The following is an 18,860-nucleotide window of genomic DNA, read 5'->3' as shown; positions in this document are numbered from 1 at the left end:
GTCAGGCGCGGGGAGGGGGTGTCAGCGGCGCGGCCGCCGGAGAGACGAGCGCCCGCTCGATCGCCGGTGCCGGATAATCGTAATGGAAGGGGCTGTCATCGCCGATCGCCAGTTCCGGAAGCAGCGTCAGGCATGCGGCGCAGAAGGGCGTGACGCAGATCTTGCCGCCATGCGGGCAGGGTTGCTGGGAGGGGGCGTGGGAGTGTCCCGCCTTCGCTGTTTCGACCGTCTTGCCGTGGTCGCGGTGCGGCGAATGGTCCTTCATTGCCGGTGCGCTCGGGACGGCCGGTACCGGCATATAGGACATGCCAACGGCCGGCATGGCCCCGTAGAGGAGCCAGGCGCAGAACATCAGAAGGGCGGCCAAGCGTGACATGGCTTTGTATCTACGATCGTTTGCGGGGAAATCAACCGCAGGAACATCACAAGGCGATGACGTCGTGCACTGCCTGATAGTCCTTGCCGAGTTCGCCATAGGGCGCGACGGGCCAGGTCCATGCCCGTTTTGCCACCGGCGCCGGCACCCCGCAGAGCAGGTCGGCCTCTTCGAGCACTTGGCCGCCGCGATCGGTAACGCGATAGGCGGTGTCCGTGATCAGAGCGGTTCTGCAGGGCAATGCGCTAAGGCCGTCGAGATGGGCGCGAACCACCGTTTGCAGGATGTCGTCGCGCGCTGGGTTTCTCCCGGCGTCGAGCCGGCGCTTCGATCCGACCCCGATCTGTGACAGGATGTTGGCGGAAACGACCAGATCAAGATACGGGACCTGCCGCAGAAACGATAAAGGTTCGGGAACCTTGGCCGTGACCGCGTCGTCGAAACCGGAAAGATCCCGTGAAACCAGCCGGACATTTTTGAAGCGCCCGGCCTTCAGCCGCATCCGCACGCTCGCCAGATGCACGAGATCGACCAGCACGACCGTATCGAATTTTGCCGAGAGATCCTCGATCGGCACGTCGCGCAAAAGGCCTGAACCGAGCACCACCGCGGTCCGCCGCTGCTTCATCCCGGCGATCGTCTCGCGGATGAACGCCTTGCAGCTCTCCTCATGGGCTGCCCAATCCTTCGCGCACCGCCCGGCCCGCGACCACAGGCTGACAGAGGAGCGGATGAAGGGACGGAATTGTTTTGGCGTGACCAGGGAGGTCGCGGCATATTGGATGGCTTCGGTGAGCATGGGTTAGCGGTAGACCTTACTGCGATGGCCGATGTCAATCACCAGCACCACCAGTCGTTCGTCCTGGATATCGCAGATAACCCGGTAGTCGCCGACCTTATATCGCCAATAGCCCGAGAGTGTGACCCTTGAGAGCGACGCCAAGCTCGCGGGGATTTTCATGGATTGCGAGGCGTTCTTCAAGAAATTGCCTGATCCGCATGCGGACCACAGGATCGAGTTTCTTGGCTAATTTCTGGACTGATTTCGCGTACTCAATCGTCCAGGCCACGCCAGAACTCCTCGGAGCTTATGACTTGATCCTCACCTTTGCGAATACGGTCCATGGCAGCATCGGCTAACGCGATGTCGTGGAGGTCTTCCAGATGCTGTTCGATCAGATCCAGAACATACGCGTCGGTTTTAGCACCGGCCTTTGCCGCATGCTCTGCAATCGCCTCATGCATTTCTTCCGGCATCTCGATCGTGACGCGCTTGTTCATGGCGGTTGCCCTTTCGTCGTCGCAATATATAGCATCGCGCCTGCGTCTTCACCAGCCGCCGCCCTTGCCGCCTAGGCGTCTATCCTCTAAGAAACCGCACACAAATCCGGCCTCTTCCGGCCGTCGGCAATGGAATTTCGATCATGAACGACAAGAGCAAAAAGCCCCAGAAACTCAAGGCCCGCCTGCCGCGCGGCTTCGTCGATCGCACCAGTGCCGATATCCATGCCACCAACGAGATGACCGCCAAGATCCGCGAGGTCTATGAGCGCTACGGTTTCGATCCGGTCGAGACGCCCCTGTTCGAATATACCGATGCGCTCGGCAAATTCCTGCCCGACAGCGACCGCCCGAACGAGGGCGTGTTCTCGCTGCAGGATGACGACGATCAGTGGATGAGCCTGCGTTACGATCTGACGGCGCCGCTCGCCCGCCATGTGGCGGAGAATTTCAACGAGATCCAGCTGCCGTTCCGCACCTATCGCGCCGGTTACGTCTTCCGCAACGAGAAGCCGGGTCCGGGCCGTTTCCGCCAGTTCATGCAGTTCGACGCCGATACCGTCGGCGCCGCCGATGTATCAGCCGATGCTGAAATGTGCATGATGATGGCAGATACGATGGAGGCGCTGGGCATTAAGCGCGGCGACTACGTTATCCGCGTTAACAACCGCAAGGTTTTGGACGGTGTGTTGGAGGCAATCGGACTTCACGGCGAAGAAAATGCAGCTCGGCGCCTCAATGTTCTTCGCGCTCTCGACAAACTCGACAAATTCGGTCCGGAAGGCGTCAAACTTCTTCTCGGCGAAGGCCGAAAAGATGAATCCGGCGACTTCACCAAAGGTGTTGGGCTTTCTGAAGAGCAAATTACGATGCTCTTTAAGCTCACGCCGCCGGAAAATAGAGGCGTGCGCGGATATTTTGCCTTTACGCAAAAAGAAAAGGTTCTGGAAGACGATGACATCCTAAAAACAGACAATTTAGGATCTCTTGTATTTGGAGCTCCTTCATTGCTTGATACGTATTTGGGGGTCCTGCCGCATAACGAAACCCTTGTTCAGGGTATCAATGAGCTAAAAAAGATTAGTGAGCTCATTCGACACGCTGGCTATGGGACGAAGCGGATTAAGATGGATATCTCCGTCGTCCGCGGCCTCGAATATTACACCGGCCCGGTCTTCGAAGCCGAACTCCTCTTCGACGTCACCAACGAAAAAGGCGAAAAGGTCGTGTTCGGCTCGGTCGGCGGCGGTGGGCGTTATGACGGCCTCGTATCGCGCTTCATGGGTCAGCCGGTTCCCGCGACGGGGTTCTCGATCGGCGTCTCGCGCCTGATGACGGCGCTGAAGAACCTCGGCAAGCTCGGCCAGGACGAGGTGATCGCTCCGGTTCTGATCACCGTCATGGATGGCGATGTCGAGAGCATGGGCCGTTACCAGCGCTTCACCCAGGCGCTGCGCAACGAAGGCATCCGCGCCGAAATGTACCAGGGCAACTGGAAGAAGTTCGGCAACCAGCTGAAATATGCCGACCGCCGCGGCTGCCCGATCGCCATTATCCAGGGCGGCGACGAGCGGGCTCAAGGCGTCGTGCAGCTGAAGGATCTGATCGAGGGCAAGCGCCTGTCCGGCGAGATCGAGGACAATGCGAGCTGGCGCGAGGCCCGCGTGGCCCAGGATACGGTTCCCGAGGCGGATCTTGTCGCCAAGGTGAAGGAAATCCTGGCTGCCCAGGCGGAGGATCGGAAAAGGGCGGGCAATGCGTAAGGCTTACCCCCCTCTGTCCTGCCGGACATCTCCCCCTCAAGGGGGGAGATTGGCTGGAGGCCAGCTCGTCATTTCCTCTCTGACGTCCCGCTCTCCGCAGCATCGCTTTGGAAGCGGCGGTCGTGCCGCTTGTGATCTCCCCACCCGAGGGGGAGATGCCCGGCAGGGCAGAGGGGGGCTTCGTGGCACCGCGGGAGCTTATCCATGCCCCTGATCGACATGCCCGACTTCTCCGCCGATCTTCTCAACGAATTCGCCGCCCGCCGCACCGAGCGGGTCAATACGCCGGTCATCCAGCCGGCCGAACCCTTCCTCGACATGGCCGGCGAGGATCTGCGCCGCCGGATTTTTCTCACCGAAAGCGAGACCGGCGCCAATCTCTGCCTGCGTCCGGAATTCACCATTCCGGTCTGCCTGCGCCACATCGAAACCGCCACCGGCACCCCGAAGCGGTATTCCTATCTCGGCGAGGTCTTCCGCCAGCGCCGCGAGGGTTCCCACGAATTCTACCAGGCCGGCATCGAGGATCTCGGCGACAAGGATATCGCCAGCTCCGACGCCCGCGCCATCGGCGATGCGACCGGCATCCTGAAGGCACTGCTGCCCGGCAAAAAACTCAGCCTGACGCTCGGCGACCAGGCGGTGTTCGAGGCGGTGGTCAAGGCGCTCGGCCTGCCGTTCGGCTGGCAGCGGCGGCTGATCCACGCGTTCGGCGACATGGAACACCTCGAAGCGCTGCTGGAACGGCTCGCAAGGCCGCAGCCAGTCGCCGGCCTTGATCCTGAGATCGCCGAACTGATCGCTTCGGACAACGAGGCGGACCTCGTCACCCGCATCGACCGCACCATGCAGGAAACCGGTTATTCCACCAATGCCAGCCGCTCCCCGACCGAGATCGCTCGTCGGTTGAAGGAAAAGCTGGAACTGGCGGAAACCCGGCTCGATGGTACGGCTCTGCTGCTGCTGCGGGAATTCCTGACGCTGCAATTGCCGCTCGCCGATGCGCCCGCCGCTCTGGCCGGCTTTGCCGATGCCGCCGACCTGAAGCTCGGCCCCGCCGTGTCCCGCTTCGACGCCCGGCTTGCCGCACTCGCCAATGCCGGCGCCGATCTGTCCGCGATGACCTATCGTGCCGCGTTCGGCCGTCCGCTCGATTATTATACCGGCCTCGTCTTCGAAGTGACCGAAGCGGGTTCGCCCGCCGTGCTCGCCGGCGGTGGCCGTTTCGACCGGCTGCTGACCCTGCTCGGTGCAAAGGAGCATATCCCGGCGGTCGGTTTCTCGCTCTGGCTCGACCGCATCGAAGCCGCGAGGGCCACGAGATGAGCACGATCACCATCGCTCTGCCCTCCAAGGGCCGCATCAAGGAAGATACCGCAACAGTCTTCGAACGCGCCGGGCTCGCCATTTCCGCCGTCGGCAACGACCGCTCCTATCGCGGCCGCATCGAGGGAATTGACGGCGTCGAGATTGCCTATCTCTCGGCCTCCGAGATCGCCCGCGAGCTGGCAAGCGGCGCCGTGGATTTCGGCGTCACCGGCGAGGACCTGGTGCGCGAAGGCATGGCCGGCGCCGACGGACGCGTGGAGTTCTGCGCCCGCCTCGGCTTCGGCCAGGCGGATGTGGTGGTCGCGGTGCCGGAAATCTGGCTCGACGTGGAAACCATGGCCGACCTCGGCGACGTGGCGGCGGATTTCCGCGCCCGTCATGGTCGCCGGCTGCAGATCGCCACGAAATACTGGCGGCTTACCCAGCAGTTCTTTTCGAGCCAGCACGGCATCCAGCTCTACCGCATCGTCGAAAGCCTCGGCGCCACGGAAGGCGCGCCGGCTGCCGGCCAGGCGGATATCATCGTCGATATCACGTCGACGGGCTCGACGCTTCGCGCCAACCACCTGAAGATCCTGTCGGATGGCGTGATCCTGAAGTCGGAGGCCTGCCTCGTGCGGGCGCGCAAACCGGGTCACGAGGAAGACCCTCGGATTGCCAGGATCGTGGAGGCCGTGCGCGCCGCGCTCTGAATTCCAGGAGGAGGAGATCACCCATGCATATTACCGGCGGATGCCATTGCGGGCGGACGACCTATCAAGCGGAACTCGATCCGCAGCGGGTCGTCATCTGCCATTGCTCGGACTGCCAGAAGCTGACCGGTTCTCCCTTCCGCGTCACGGCGATCGTTGCCGACAGCGACCTGACGATTACCGGCAGCCAGCCCCAAATGTACAAGCGGGTGGCCGAGAGCGGCCGCGTCCGTCAGCAGTATTTCTGCCCCGAATGCGGCTCGCAGCTGTTCGTCAATGGCGAGGGCGAGGCGGCAAAGATCTGGGGCGTCCGCTGGGGCAGCATCGACCAGCGGCTGGAAATCAAGCCGCAACGGCAGGTCTGGTGCCGCTCGGCACCGTCCTGGCTTGCGGATATCGGCGAACTGCCGGCCAAGGAAAAGGACTGAAAACAAAAAAAGCCCGCCGGACTTTATCGGTCCGGCGGGCAGTCTTGGGCAGGGAATTCTGAGAGCTTAGGCAGCGATTGCGACAGAACCGCGGCGGGCGTCGATCGAAAATGCACCAGCGCCGACGGCGGCAAGAGCCAGGAAACCACCGGCAATCGTCAGGTTCTTCATCATGCTGAGCTGGTTGAACATGGTCAGCAGGCCGTTTGCGGCATCCGGGAAGCCCGGGATGGCGATGGCGCCGGAATGGAAGACGAGCGCGGTGAAGGCCGAGAACAGCGCCAGCAGGATTGCTGCGATGCGGGTCTGGAAACCGGTCAGGATGGCGAAGCCGCCAGCAACTTCGAACACGGCGACGAGATAGGTGAGCAGCGTTGCAGCCGGGATGCCGGCGCCGGTGATCATGCCGGCGGTGCCGGCCGGGTCGCCGAACTTCTGGAAGCCCGACAGGATGAACATGCCGGACAGAAGGACGCGGCCGACGAGAAGCAGGGAATTGGTAGCGGTGGTGGACATTTTGGATCTCCGGATCAGTGTCCTTGATGGGACACGCGGTTGAATTCTCTGGGACCCTATGTGCCTCATTTCCCCCGTCTTCGGAAGATGAACGATGATTGACGGTTTGTTCGACAAAAGAGAACGATCGTCCGCAATCAGCTTTCCTCGATGCGGCGCGCATCCTCCGGCAGAACCGAAAGTTCGCGCCAGTCGATCTCTTCCAGCAGCAGATTGTACTCGTCGACATTGACCTTGTGGACCAGGCGAAGCCTTTCCAGCTCCTCCCGCTGTCCGGCGATCGCCTTCAGGGCCAGCCGCCGGTAGGTGTCGAGCGATTTCGCGTCCTCGGTCCGCGAGGCGGCCTGCTGCTCGATGCGGAATTTCGAACGCAGCAGGTCGGCCTCGGCTTCCGTCGCTCCGTCCAGCTTGGAAAGGCCGGCGAGCGCGATCTTGCCGCGCAGGACGGCAAGTTCGCCATGCCCTTCGGCGCGGCGGTCAAGGCCGAGCCAGCGGATGATCGGGGTGAGCGTCAGTCCCTGGACGACGAGGGTTGCGAGAACCACCGCAAACGCCGTCAGCACCACCACGTCGCGCTGCGGAAAGTCCGCCGGCAGGGCGAAGGCGGTCGCGAGCGTCACCAGCCCGCGCATGCCGCACCAGCCGGCCAAAAGCGCCTGCGTCACCGTCGCGGGTTCGGGTCTGCCACGGCGCAGTTCATACCAGGAATTGATCCGGTTGAAGCCGAGGCAGACAACGAAACGCACGGCAATGACGATCACGATCGTAAGCAGCGAAAACGTCGCCGCATCCCAAAGGTGGTCTGCCGGCATTCCGCCGACGATGTCGCGAACCTGCATGCCCATCAGCAGGAAGGCCATGACGTTGAGCACGAAGACGACGGCGGTCCAGACCGCATAGGACTGCACGCGCATGCGCGCCGAGGAACGCGCTTCGCTGCTTCTGGCGAGCGTCATCGCGAAGGCGACGATGGCGAGAACCGCCGACAGGCCGAGGCGTTCGGCAATGATCCAGAGAAGGAAGGTCTGCACGAATTGCAGGAGGATGCCGCCGAGCGTGCCGGCGACGAAGCGCATGAGATAGCGGACTACGCCTGCCGCGAGAATACCGAGCAGGATGCCGCCCGGTACCGCAAGGGAAAGATGCAGCGCTACCGCGGTGTCGAGATTGCCGGCCGATTGAACGGAAAGCGCCGCGTCGAAGATCAAGAGCGCCGCGGCATCGTTGAACAGGCTTTCGCCCCGAAGGACGGTGTCGGTGCTGCGCGGGATCGACATCGACGACAGCACCGCCGTTGCGGCCGCCGCATCGGGCGGAGCGACGATCGCGCCGAGCACGAGTGCGGCTGCAATCGGCAATCCGGCGACAGTCCATCCGACGAAGGCGACGGCTGCCGCGGTGACGCAGACGCCGCCGATCGCAAACACCAGCAGCGGCAGCCAGAACCGGCGGGCGATCCCCAGCGGAAAATCGAAGGCGGCGTCCAGCAGCGCCGGCGCGATGAACAGCGCCAGGGCGGTGTGCGGATCAAGCGAGATATAGGGCATGCCCGGCACCAGTGCGACGGCCGCACCCGCGAGTGCCAGCATCGATGGATAGGGCACGGAAAGCCGGCGCGAGATCTGCAGGAGCACGATCGCGACAAGCAGCAGGACGAGCAGGCTCTCGAAGAAACTCATGGAGCAACTGTAATTGCCGATCGCGCCGTTGTCAGCGGCCTTTGCTCCAGGTCCGCAAAAAGCCGGATAAACAAAAAGGGCGATCCGAAGACCGCCCTTTCCGAACTGAACCGGCTGGCTCAGATGTGAAGACCCGAAGGTCTTACATCATGTCCATGCCGCCCATTCCGCCCATGCCGCCCGGCATGCCGCCGCCGGCAGCTTCCTTCTTCGGAAGTTCGGCGATCATGGCTTCGGTGGTGATCAGCAGCGAGGCAACCGAAGCTGCGTTCTGCAGAGCCGTGCGGACAACCTTGACCGGGTCGACGATGCCGAGCGCGATCAGATCGCCGTATTCGCCGGTCTGAGCGTTGTAGCCGTAGTTGTCTTCGTTCTTGTCGAGGATCTTGCCGACAACGATCGAGGCTTCGTCACCAGCGTTTTCAGCGATCTGGCGAACCAGTGCCTGAAGAGCCTTGCGAACGATATTGATGCCGGCTTCCTGGTCCTGGTTCTCGCCCTTGACCGAGATCTTCGTGGACGAACGGAGCAGGGCAACGCCACCGCCCGGTACGATGCCTTCCTGAACGGCAGCGCGCGTCGCGTTGAGAGCGTCGTCGATGCGGTCCTTCTTTTCCTTGACTTCGACTTCCGTCGAGCCGCCGACGCGGATCACGGCAACGCCGCCAGCGAGCTTGGCAAGACGTTCCTGCAGCTTTTCGCGGTCATAGTCGGAGGTGGTTTCTTCGATCTGGGCCTTGATCTGACCAACGCGGCCTTCGATGTCGGACTTGGCGCCGGCACCGTCAACGATCGTGGTGTTTTCCTTGGAGATCGAAACCTTCTTGGAGCGGCCGAGCATGTCGAGGGTGACATTTTCGAGCTTGATGCCAAGGTCTTCGGAGATGACAGTGCCGCCCGTCAGGATGGCGATGTCTTCCAGCATGGCCTTGCGGCGGTCGCCGAAGCCCGGAGCCTTGACGGCAGCGATCTTGAGGCCGCCACGCAGCTTGTTGACGACGAGCGTTGCAAGAGCTTCGCCTTCGACGTCTTCAGCGATGATCAGGAGCGGCTTGCCGGTCTGAACAACGGCTTCGAGAACCGGGAGCATCGCCTGCAGGTTCGAGAGCTTCTTCTCGTGAAGGAGAATGAAAGCGTCGTCGAGGTCGGCGATCATCTTTTCCGGGTTGGTCACGAAGTAGGGCGACAGGTAGCCGCGGTCGAACTGCATGCCTTCGACGACTTCGAGTTCGGTTTCGGCGGTCTTGGCTTCTTCAACCGTGATGACGCCTTCGTTGCCGACCTTCTGCATGGCTTCAGCAATATCGAGACCGATCTGCTTCTCGCCGTTTGCGGAGATCGTGCCGACCTGTGCGACTTCTTCCGAAGTGTTGATCTTCTTGGCCTTGGCCTGGAGATCCTTGACGACTTCGGCAACGGCGAGATCGATGCCGCGCTTCAGGTCCATCGGGTTCATGCCGGCTGCAACGGCCTTGCCGCCTTCGCGGACGATCGCCTGGGCAAGAACGGTAGCGGTGGTGGTGCCGTCGCCGGCGATGTCGTTGGTCTTCGAAGCAACTTCGCGGACCATCTGGGCGCCCATGTTTTCGAACTTGTCGTCAAGTTCGATTTCCTTGGCGACCGATACGCCGTCCTTGGTGATGCGCGGAGCGCCGAAGGACTTGTCGATGATGACGTTGCGGCCCTTCGGGCCGAGCGTTACCTTGACTGCGTCAGCGAGAACATCGACGCCGCGCAGCATCTTTTCGCGCGCGGTGCGGCCGAACTTGATTTCTTTGGCTGCCATTTTGATAACTCCTGAAAAGGGGTGTCAGCGATTTCGAATGAAGAGCAACCGGCTGGAAATCAGCCGATGATGCCCATGATGTCGGATTCCTTCATGATCAGAAGGTCTTCGCCATCGAGCTTGACTTCGGTGCCCGACCACTTGCCGAACAGGACGCGATCGCCGGCCTTGACGTCGAGAGCGGTGATGTTGCCCTTGTCGTCGCGGGTGCCGGTGCCGACGGCGACGATTTCGCCTTCCTGCGGCTTTTCCTTGGCGGTATCAGGAATGATGATGCCGCCCTTGGTCTTGGCTTCGGATTCGACGCGACGAACAACGACGCGGTCGTGAAGGGGGCGGAAATTGGTGCTTGCCATTGTCTAATCCCTCGATCAAATGACATGGACGGGTGGAACCCGTATCTCGGTGCTGTTAGCACTCCCGGGTAGAGAGTGCCAGCCGCGTCGAGATAAGGGTGGCAGGCGGATGAGTCAAGAACGGCCGTAAAATTTTCGAGACGGCTCGGGACCTCATACGAAATACGCTTAACGATACGGATGCTGATAAACGCCTGCGCTTGGCGAACGGACCGCCGTCTTTGGCACATCGGGCTTTCAGTTCCGGCCACCCCGCCGGGCAGGTCGGCATGTTGCACTGGACTTTGGTGGAAGAAAGGCGCGGATCGAAAGAGCACGGCCGGCAAGCGTGTTTTCACCGCTGTCGCCGAGCCGTCGCGGCTGTCGGGGCGCATTCCGGCCTGTCTGGAAATCAAAATGCTGCCTTGACTCGATTTCCAGTATCCCGTTTAACGTAATCATGGGGTTTGCGAATGCCCCACGAGGCGCCATGCCGAAGTTCGCGTCCTTCATATGGTTTTCACATATGGCTCTTAGAGGGGACGTAACATGGCGAATTTTAACACGATTTCCTGTGAAAAGCTGGCCCGTCTCATCGGCACGCCCAAGGCGCCCGTCATCATAGACGTTCGCACGCCCGAAGATTTCGCCGAAAACCCTTTCCTGCTGCCGGCTTCGCTGAGGCGCGACTATTCGGATGTCGCCGATTGGGCGGGGTCGTTTCGCGGCCGCTGGGTCGTTGTCGTCTGTCAGAAGGGCCGCAAGCTGAGCGAGGGTGTTGCCGCTTTTCTGCGCCTGGCCGGCGCCGAGGCCGAAAATCTCGAAGATGGCTTCGAAGGCTGGCGTGACCTTGGCTTGCCGCTCCTGCCGGCCGAGAAACTGCCTCCGCGCAATACCAATGGCGCGACGCTTTGGGTCACGCGTACCAGACCGAAGATAGACCGGATCGCCTGTCCCTGGCTCATCCGCCGTTTCGTGGATCCGGCCGCCGCATTTCTCTTCGTCGCGGCCCCTGAGGTCGAGGCGGTGGCCGAGCGGTTCGGCGCCACCCCGTTCGATGTCGACGGCGTGTTCTGGAGCCATCGCGGAGAACTCTGCAGCTTCGATGTCATGGTCGAGGAATTCGGCCTGTTGCTGCCGGCCCTGGGCCAGATGGCGAGGATCGTTCGCGGCGCCGATACCGACCGGCTCGACCTCGAACCGCAGGCGGCCGGACTTCTGGCCATATCGCTCGGCCTGTCGCGCATGTATGCCAGCGATCTGGAACAGCTTGATCAGGGCATGCTGATCTATGACGCGCTCTATCGGTGGGCGCGCGACGCGATGGACGAAAAGCACGACTGGGTGGTCCGGGGTGGAAAAGGGTGAGGCGGTGATGGATCGCGCGGTGAAGGACAGGATCGCGGCCAACCCCTCGCTCGGCGAGCTGACTGCGGTGTTCGCGCGGATCGGGGTCTTGAGTTTCGGCGGGCCTGCCGGGCAGATCGGCTTGATGCACCGGATGCTGGTGGAAGAACGGCGCTGGCTTTCGGAAGGACGTTTTCTGCATGCCCTGAACTATTGCATGCTGCTGCCCGGACCGGAGGCGCAGCAGCTCGCCACCTATATCGGCTGGCTGATGTTCGGCGTGCGCGGCGGCATGATCGCAGGCCTTCTCTTCGTGCTGCCGGGGCTTGCCGTCATCATCGCCCTTTCGGCGGCCTACGCTCTCTATCAGGACACGAGCTGGCTGACCGGCCTGTTCTTCGGGCTGAAGGCGGCCGTGCTGGCGATCGTCGTCGAGGCGGTCATCCGCCTGAGCCGCAAGACGCTGAAGAGCCGTTTTCTGGTCGGCATCGCGGCGGCTGCCTTCATCGCGCTGTTCTTTTTCAGCCTGCCGTTTCCGCTGGTCGTGCTTGCGGCCGGGCTTGCCGGTTTTATCGCGGCCCGCAGGGGAGGCCAGTCGGCAAATACCGATTCCGCGGCGATGGAGCTGCCGAAGCGGCCGACGCCGTTGGGGGCTGTCGCCACGCTGGTCCTGTGGATCGCCGTCTGGCAGTTTCCGCTTCTCTTGCTCTGGGTTTTCTCCGCGCCGGAAGGCCTAACGGTCATGTTCACCTTCTTCTCCAAGATGGCGATGGTGACCTTTGGCGGCGCCTATGCGGTGCTTGCCTATGTGGCGCAGGTGGCAGTCGAGAATTACGGCTGGCTGAAACCCGGCGAGATGCTGGACGGGCTGGCGCTGGCCGAAACGACACCGGGACCGCTCGTCCTGGTGCTTTCATTCGTCGGTTTCCTGGTCGGTTTCCGCGAGGCGGCCGGTCTTGGCCCCGTCACCGGCGGTGTGATCGGCGCGCTGCTGGTCGCCTGGGCGACCTTCGTGCCGAGCTTCATCTGGATCTTCGCCGGAGCGCCCTATATCGAGCGGCTGCGCGGCAATCCGGTCCTTTCGGCGGCGCTCTCGGCGATCACCGCCGCGGTCGTCGGCGTCATCCTCAACCTCGCCATCTGGTTCGGCCTGCATGTCCTTTTCCGTGAGGTTGAGCAGATCTCGATCTGGCCGGCGGTCGGCCTGAAGCTTTTCTGGCCGGTCTGGACCACTCTCGATCCGTTCGCCTTTCTGCTCTTCGCGGTCTCGGCTTTCCTGCTGTTCCGCATGAAGATCGGCATGGTGCCCGTGCTCCTTGTCAGCGCGGTCGTTGGCCTTGCCGTCCGCTTTCTGGTTGCGGCCTAGGGACGAGGCGCTGAAAGCCGGCTCCTGCCGGCCCGGCGATGCCGCCGCGGGTTTTCCCTCGAATATCTCTTGTAATCTTTCCGGGGGTTTGCCATGTGACCCGGGACTTGCGAGACGGGAAGAAGACATGGCGAAGCGCATCGGCAATCTGAACGAAGTGATCGGCGACTACGACGTCGTGCTTTCGGACGTCTGGGGCGTCGTACATAATGGCGTCGAAGCCTTCCAGCAATCGTGCAAGGCGCTGGCCGCGGCCCGCGAAGCCGGTGCGACGGTCGTGCTGATCACCAATTCCCCGCGCACCGCGCCTGGCGTCATTCAGCAGATGAAACTGCTTGGCGTTCCGGACGGCACCTACGACCGGATCGTCACGTCAGGCGACGTCACCCAGCACCTGATCGTCGATGGCCCGAAAAAGGTCTTTCTGATCGGCCCTGACCGCGATCTCAACCTGTTCGACGGGCTTGGCGTCGAGGTGGTCCCGGCTGACGAGGCCGAATGCATCGTCTGCACCGGTTTCTTCGACGACGAGAAGGAAGTGCCGGAAGATTATACCGACATGCTGACCGCGTTTGCCCGGCGCGACGTGCCCTTCATCTGCGCCAACCCGGATCTCGTCGTCGAGCGCGGCCACAAGATCATCCCCTGTGCCGGCGCGGTTGCGGCCTATTACGAAGATCTGGGCGGCAAGACCCGCGTCGCCGGCAAGCCGCATCGGCCGATCTACGAGGCGGCGATCGCAGCCGCCCGCGAAGCGCACGGCGATTTCCCGATGAGCCGGGTTCTGGCGATCGGCGACGGCATGCCGACCGACGTGCGCGGCGCACTCGCATACGGCCTCGACCTGCTTTATATCAGCGCGGGCATCCATGTCGCGGAATACACGATCAACGGCCAGACCGACGAGGCGATCCTCAACGCCTGGCTGAAGCGGGAAAACGCGACGCCGAAATACTGGATGCCGCGCCTCGCATAGCCCTGGGCCTGAATGGGCCGGAACCGGAATCCGCCGCATGACTGTCTTCCACCGCAACGAGAAGAAGGAACCGCTGCCTGACGGGTTGAAGGGCGGCGTCATCGCCATCGGCAATTTCGACGGCGTGCATCGCGGCCATCGCAGCGTTCTGGAACGGGCGCTGACGCTTGCCGAAGAGCGCGGCGTGCCGGCCCTGGTACTGACCTTCGAACCCCATCCGCGCACCGTTTTCCGCCCGGAGGAACCGGTGTTCCGGCTGACGCCCGCGCCGCTCAAGGCCCGGCTGCTCGAAGCCATGGGTTTCCGCTCGGTGATCGAATATCCCTTCACCCCGGACTTTGCGACCCGCTCGGCGGAAGAATTCATCCAGACCATCCTGGTCGACTGGCTCTCCGCCAGCGCCGTCGTGACCGGCTTCGATTTCCATTTCGGCAAGGGCAGGGAAGGCGGCCCGGCGTTCCTGATGGCGTCGGGCGCCAAGCATGGCTTCAACGTCCAGCTCGTCGACGCCTTCCGCGATGAGAATGCCGAGGTGATCTCGTCGAGCCGCATCCGAGACCTGCTGGCGCAAGGCGATGTATCGGCAGCGGCCGGCCTGCTCGGTTACCGCTATACGCTCGAGGCGGAAGTGATCGGCGGCGAAAAACTCGGCCGCCAGCTCGGCTTCCCGACCGCCAACATGCAGCTTCCCCCGGAGGCCGAATTGAAGGCCGGCATCTACGCCGTGCGTTTCCGCCGCCCCGACGGCACGCTGTTCGACGGCGTCGCCAGCTACGGCCGCCGCCCGACGGTGATCGAGAACGGGGCGCCGCTGCTCGAAACTTACCTGTTCGATTTTTCCGGCAGCCTTTACGGCGAGACCTGTTCCGTCTCCTTCTTCGGCCACCTGCGCGACGAACTGAAATTCGACGGGCTCGATCCGCTGGTTGCCCAGATCAGACGCGACGAGGAGGAGGCGCGGGGGCTGCTGTCCGGTGTGCGGCCGCTTGGAGAGCTGGACGCCAAGATCGCGTTTTGAGGGGTTAGCGGCGGCTCAGCGGAAACCGTCCTGGATCGTCCTGCCAGGGATCGAAGATTGCCGCGCCGGATGCGTGGGTATCCTTCACGTTGCGGGTGGCGAGATAGAGATTGTGCTCTATCGCCGTTGCGGCAAGGATTGTGTCGATCACCGGCGGCGCATGGCCGGTCGCCAGCTTCACCCTTCCGGATATGGCGCCCCACCGCCTGACGATCGGATCGCTGACGGAAAGGGTCCGTCCACCGAACCTGTCTTCGAGCGCGTCACGGGCGGCAGCGTATCGGTATCGGTTTTCGTCTTCCGCCGGCAGGTTTTCGATACCCTTGTCATATTCGCCCAAGGTCAGGATGCTGATGAAGAAACGATCTTCATCCTGTCCGGCCGCCCAGCGCTTGACCGAAGGCGCACCGTTCGGATTGATCAGGGCGGCGATGACATTGGTATCCAGCAGCCAGCCGATCACAGGTCAATGTCCCGGCCGCGATCCGCTTCCCGTTCCAGCTCCAACGTGTCCAGCCCCAGGCCCTCCATGAATTCCACGAAAGGTTTCCTGGGCGCGGCTCTGGTCAGCCTCTCCAGCTCTTCCGTGCTGATCACCACGACGCTGTCGCGCCCCCGCACTGTCACGCGCTGGGGGCCTTCGTTGCGCGCGCGCCTCACCACTTCGCTGAAGCGCGCCTTGGCATCCTCCAGCTTCCAGCTGCTATCCCGAATGGTAGGCCTGCCCGCCATGAAAATCTCCTACTGGTCAGCTAGTCAGATATAGCCCTTGCATCTCCGTCAGTCCAGAACAACATCTTGGTTTTGCCCCTTCCTTTCCGCCGCAAAAACCCTTAAGGAACCGCATTATGAAAGAATTCCGGCTGGCTCAGATCATTCGAATTATCGGCCCGGCCTTCCGCGCGGCTTGAGAGCGAGCGGGAAGGTCCGGGTTTTCGGCGTTTTTCAAAGCGCCTTCCGCCAGCCAATTTTCATCGAGATGCGCCCCGTCGCGGCGCCAGGACGATTGCTCAATCCATGACAGATACCGCCGAAAAGCTCGACTATTCGAAGACCCTCTACCTGCCCGAAACCGATTTCCCGATGCGCGCCGGCCTGCCGCAGAAGGAGCCGGAACTGGTTGCCCGCTGGCAGCAGATGGACCTCTACAAACAACTTCGCGCCTCCGCCGCCGGCCGCGAAAAATTCGTGCTGCACGACGGCCCGCCCTATGCCAACGGCAATATCCATATCGGCCACGCGCTGAACAAGATCCTGAAGGACGTCATCACCCGCTCGTTCCAGATGCGCGGTTACGACTCGAACTATGTTCCGGGCTGGGATTGCCACGGCCTGCCGATCGAATGGAAGATCGAGGAAAAATACCGCGAGAAGGGCAAGAATAAGGACGAGGTCCCGGTCAACGAGTTCCGTAAGGAATGCCGCGAATTCGCCGCCGGCTGGATCAAGGTCCAGGCCGAGGAATTCAAGCGCCTCGGCATCGTCGGCGATTTCGAGAACCCCTACCTGACGATGAATTTTCACGCGGAATCGCGCATCGCCGGTGAACTCCTAAAGATCGCCCAGAGCGGCCAGCTTTATCGTGGCTCGAAGCCGATCATGTGGTCGGTGGTCGAGCGCACCGCGCTGGCGGAAGCGGAAGTCGAATACCACGACTATGAGAGCGACACGATCTGGGTGAAGTTCCCAGTTTGGTTAGTCGTGCGCGACGGCGCCAAGATGACGGATCTTCTGGATGCTCACGTCGTCATCTGGACGACGACGCCCTGGACGATCCCCGGCAACCGCGCGATCTCCTATTCGCCAAAGATCTCGTACGGCCTTTACGAAGTGACCGAGGCCGCCAACGACTTCGGCCCGCGTCCCGGCGAAAAGCTGATCTTCGCTGATAAGCTGGCCGAAGAAAGCTTCGCCAAGGCCAAGCTCCAGTACAAGCGCCTGCGCGACATCGCGGCTGACGAGATGGCGGCGATCACCTGCGCGCACCCCTTGAAGGGCCTTGGCGGCGGCTACGATTTCGCCGTTCCGCTCCTCGCCGGCGACCACGTCACCGACGACGCCGGCACCGGCTTCGTCCACACCGCCCCCTCCCACGGCCGCGAGGACTTCGAGGCCTGGATGCATCACGTGCGTGATCTCGAAGCCCGCGGCATCGACACGAAAATCCCGTTCCCGGTCGACGATGCCGGCGCCTATACTGCCGATGCCCCCGGTTTCGAGGGCGCGCGCGTCATGGACGACAACGGCAAGAAGGGCGATGCCAACGACCGTGTCATCAAGGCGCTGATCGAGCGCAACGCGCTGTTTGCGCGCGGCCGCCTCAAGCATCAGTATCCACATTCCTGGCGTTCGAAGAAGCCGATCATCTTCCGCAACACGCCGCAGTGGTTCGTCTATATGGACAAGACGCTCGCCGACGGCACGACGCTGCGCTCGCGGGCGCTGAACGCCATCGACGACACGCGTTTCGTGCCCGCCGCCGGCCAGAACCGTCTGCGCGCCATGATCGAGCAGCGCCCGGACTGGGTGCTGTCCCGTCAGCGCGCCTGGGGCGTGCCGATCTGCGTCTTCGTCGATGAGGAAGGCGAGATCCTCCAGGACGAGGCGGTCAACAAGCGCATCCTCGAAGCCTTCGATCTCGAAGGGGCCGATGCCTGGTTCGCGGAAGGCGCGCGCGAGCGCTTCCTCGGCTCCCGCGCCAACGAAGGCTGGACCCAGGTCAGGGATATCCTCGATGTCTGGTTCGACAGTGGTTCCAGCCATACCTTCACGCTCGAAGACCGTCCGGATCTGAAATGGCCGGCCGACGTCTATCTGGAAGGTTCCGACCAGCATCGCGGCTGGTTCCATTCCTCGCTGCTGGAATCCGCCGCCACGCGTGGCCGGGCGCCCTATGACACGGTCGTCACCCATGGCTTCACCATGGACGAGAAGGGCCAGAAGATGTCGAAATCGCTCGGCAATGTCGTGGCGCCGCAGGATGTCATGAAGGATGCCGGTGCCGATATCCTGCGTCTCTGGGTGATGACCACCGATTATTGGGAAGACCAGCGCCTCGGCAAGACCATCATCCAGACCAATGTCGATGCCTATCGCAAGCTGCGCAACACCATCCGCTGGATGCTTGGCACGCTCGCCCATGACGAGGGCGAGGAGATCGCCTATGCCGATCTGCCGGAACTCGAAAAGCTGATGCTGCACCGCTTGTCCGAACTCGATAAGCTCGTGCGCGAGGGTTATGACGCCTTCGAGTTCAAGAAGATCGCCCGGGCGCTGATCGATTTCTCCAATATCGAGCTGTCGGCTTTCTATTTCGATATCCGCAAGGACGCGCTTTATTGCGACGCGCCGTCCTCGCTGCGCCGTCGCGCGGCTCTCGCCGTCATCCGCAAGATCTTCGATTGCACGGTCACCTGGCTTGCGCCCATGCTGCCGTTCACCACCGAAGAATCGTGGCTGTCGCGTAACCCCAACGCGGTTTCGGTCCATCTCGAACAGTTCCCGACGGTTCCCGCCGAGTGGAAAAACGAGGCGGTTGCCGAGAAGTGGGCGCAGATCCGCAAGGTGCGCTCGGTTGTCACAGGCGCGCTCGAAATCGAGCGCAAGGACAAGCGGATCGGCTCTTCGCTGGAAGCGGCACCTGTCGTTTATGTCAACGACCCGGAGCTCATGAAGGCGCTGGAAGGCCAGGATTTCGAAGAGACCTGCATCACCTCGGGCATCGCCATCGTTTCGGGCGAAGGGCCGGAGACTGCCTTCCGCTTGGCCGAAGTGCAGGGCGTCGCCGTCGATCCCAAGCTCGCCGAAGGCACCAAATGTGCCCGCTCGTGGCGGGTGACGACCGATGTCGGCTCCGATCAAGCCTATCCGGATGTGTCGGCGCGTGATGCCGCCGCATTGCGCGAACTGGCCGCTCTCGGCCGGCTTTGATCGCTTGAAATCGCCGGATGATTGCGCTTTGGGCAATC

At 62.4% G+C, this 18,860-nt stretch carries 19 protein-coding genes; 9 read left to right on the top strand and 10 right to left on the bottom strand.

Annotation, left to right across the window (positions count from 1 at the left end):
* Position 1 precedes the first annotated feature (1 nt).
* The 4 genes from J2X76_RS04120 to J2X76_RS04105 form a co-directional block, all read right to left on the bottom strand.
* Positions 2-376 carry a hypothetical protein gene (locus tag J2X76_RS04120; RefSeq protein WP_310213510.1) on the bottom strand — a complete coding sequence of 125 codons (375 nt, stop codon included), beginning with the start codon at positions 374-376 and terminating at the stop codon, positions 2-4.
* 46 nt (positions 377-422) lie between these two features.
* On the bottom strand, positions 423-1,175 hold the full coding sequence (locus J2X76_RS04115; protein WP_310213508.1) for a hypothetical protein: 753 nt from the start codon (positions 1,173-1,175) through the stop codon (positions 423-425).
* 3 nt (positions 1,176-1,178) lie between these two features.
* Positions 1,179-1,358, bottom strand: coding sequence for a type II toxin-antitoxin system RelE/ParE family toxin (locus tag J2X76_RS04110; RefSeq protein WP_405029972.1), 180 nt, complete (start codon positions 1,356-1,358; stop codon positions 1,179-1,181).
* A gap of 71 nt (positions 1,359-1,429) precedes the next feature.
* On the bottom strand, positions 1,430-1,657 hold the full coding sequence (locus J2X76_RS04105; RefSeq protein WP_310213506.1) for a DUF6290 family protein: 228 nt from the start codon (positions 1,655-1,657) through the stop codon (positions 1,430-1,432).
* A gap of 143 nt (positions 1,658-1,800) precedes the next feature.
* Between J2X76_RS04105 and hisS the strand changes: the two genes are divergently transcribed.
* The 4 genes from hisS to J2X76_RS04085 all read left to right on the top strand — a co-directional run bounded on the left by hisS (position 1,801) and on the right by J2X76_RS04085 (position 5,869).
* A complete protein-coding gene (gene hisS, locus J2X76_RS04100; protein ID WP_310213503.1) occupies positions 1,801-3,420 on the top strand; it encodes a histidine--tRNA ligase in 1,620 nt (539 codons plus the stop codon).
* Between the two features lie 204 nt (positions 3,421-3,624).
* Complete coding sequence (locus J2X76_RS04095) at positions 3,625-4,746, top strand: ATP phosphoribosyltransferase regulatory subunit (protein ID WP_310213500.1); 1,122 nt, start codon at positions 3,625-3,627, stop codon at positions 4,744-4,746.
* Entirely contained in the window at positions 4,743-5,441 is a 699-nt protein-coding gene (gene hisG, locus J2X76_RS04090; protein ID WP_310213488.1) for an ATP phosphoribosyltransferase, read from the top strand. The genes J2X76_RS04095 and hisG overlap by 4 nt, the downstream gene beginning before the upstream one ends.
* A gap of 23 nt (positions 5,442-5,464) precedes the next feature.
* Positions 5,465-5,869 (top strand): GFA family protein, encoded by a 405-nt coding sequence (locus tag J2X76_RS04085; protein ID WP_310213485.1) that lies wholly within the window; start codon positions 5,465-5,467, stop codon positions 5,867-5,869.
* A 66-nt stretch (positions 5,870-5,935) separates the two neighbouring features.
* On the opposite strand, the gene J2X76_RS04080 is transcribed toward J2X76_RS04085, so the two are convergent.
* From J2X76_RS04080 to groES, 4 genes are all read right to left on the bottom strand, one after another.
* A complete protein-coding gene (locus J2X76_RS04080) occupies positions 5,936-6,385 on the bottom strand; it encodes a DoxX family protein (RefSeq protein WP_310213482.1) in 450 nt (149 codons plus the stop codon).
* A 137-nt stretch (positions 6,386-6,522) separates the two neighbouring features.
* Positions 6,523-8,064 (bottom strand): cation:proton antiporter, encoded by a 1,542-nt coding sequence (locus J2X76_RS04075; protein ID WP_310213480.1) that lies wholly within the window; start codon positions 8,062-8,064, stop codon positions 6,523-6,525.
* Positions 8,065-8,206: 142 nt separating this feature from the next.
* Entirely contained in the window at positions 8,207-9,850 is a 1,644-nt protein-coding gene (groL, locus tag J2X76_RS04070; RefSeq protein WP_113129818.1) for a chaperonin GroEL, read from the bottom strand.
* A 59-nt stretch (positions 9,851-9,909) separates the two neighbouring features.
* Complete coding sequence (groES, locus tag J2X76_RS04065) at positions 9,910-10,206, bottom strand: co-chaperone GroES (protein ID WP_007752582.1); 297 nt, start codon at positions 10,204-10,206, stop codon at positions 9,910-9,912.
* 528 nt (positions 10,207-10,734) lie between these two features.
* Here groES and J2X76_RS04060 point away from each other — a divergent pair.
* From J2X76_RS04060 to J2X76_RS04045, 4 genes are all read left to right on the top strand, one after another.
* Positions 10,735-11,553 (top strand): sulfurtransferase/chromate resistance protein, encoded by an 819-nt coding sequence (locus J2X76_RS04060; protein ID WP_310213468.1) that lies wholly within the window; start codon positions 10,735-10,737, stop codon positions 11,551-11,553.
* A 7-nt stretch (positions 11,554-11,560) separates the two neighbouring features.
* Complete coding sequence (chrA, locus tag J2X76_RS04055) at positions 11,561-12,898, top strand: chromate efflux transporter (RefSeq protein ID WP_310214711.1); 1,338 nt, start codon at positions 11,561-11,563, stop codon at positions 12,896-12,898.
* A gap of 127 nt (positions 12,899-13,025) precedes the next feature.
* Complete coding sequence (locus J2X76_RS04050) at positions 13,026-13,874, top strand: TIGR01459 family HAD-type hydrolase (protein ID WP_310213465.1); 849 nt, start codon at positions 13,026-13,028, stop codon at positions 13,872-13,874.
* Between the two features lie 37 nt (positions 13,875-13,911).
* Positions 13,912-14,892, top strand: a complete 981-nt coding sequence (locus J2X76_RS04045; protein ID WP_310213463.1) for a bifunctional riboflavin kinase/FAD synthetase — start codon at positions 13,912-13,914, stop codon at positions 14,890-14,892.
* A 4-nt stretch (positions 14,893-14,896) separates the two neighbouring features.
* Here J2X76_RS04045 and J2X76_RS04040 read toward each other — a convergent pair whose 3' ends face one another.
* The gene (locus tag J2X76_RS04040) at positions 14,897-15,355 is read right to left on the bottom strand and encodes a type II toxin-antitoxin system VapC family toxin (RefSeq protein WP_310213461.1); all 459 of its coding nucleotides are present in this window, start codon (positions 15,353-15,355) and stop codon (positions 14,897-14,899) included.
* Positions 15,352-15,624, bottom strand: a complete 273-nt coding sequence (locus J2X76_RS04035) for a type II toxin-antitoxin system Phd/YefM family antitoxin (protein ID WP_310213458.1) — start codon at positions 15,622-15,624, stop codon at positions 15,352-15,354. Before J2X76_RS04035 ends, J2X76_RS04040 begins: the two co-directional genes overlap by 4 nt.
* Before the next feature lie 285 nt (positions 15,625-15,909).
* Here J2X76_RS04035 and ileS point away from each other — a divergent pair, with 285 nt between their 5' ends.
* Positions 15,910-18,822, top strand: a complete 2,913-nt coding sequence (gene ileS / locus J2X76_RS04030) for an isoleucine--tRNA ligase (protein WP_310213454.1) — start codon at positions 15,910-15,912, stop codon at positions 18,820-18,822.
* Positions 18,823-18,860 lie beyond the last annotated feature (38 nt).

The organism is Neorhizobium sp. 2083, from assembly GCF_031455615.1.
Taxonomy (GTDB): Bacteria; Pseudomonadota; Alphaproteobacteria; order Rhizobiales; family Rhizobiaceae; genus Neorhizobium.
This window is presented reverse-complemented; position numbering and strand designations above follow the sequence as displayed.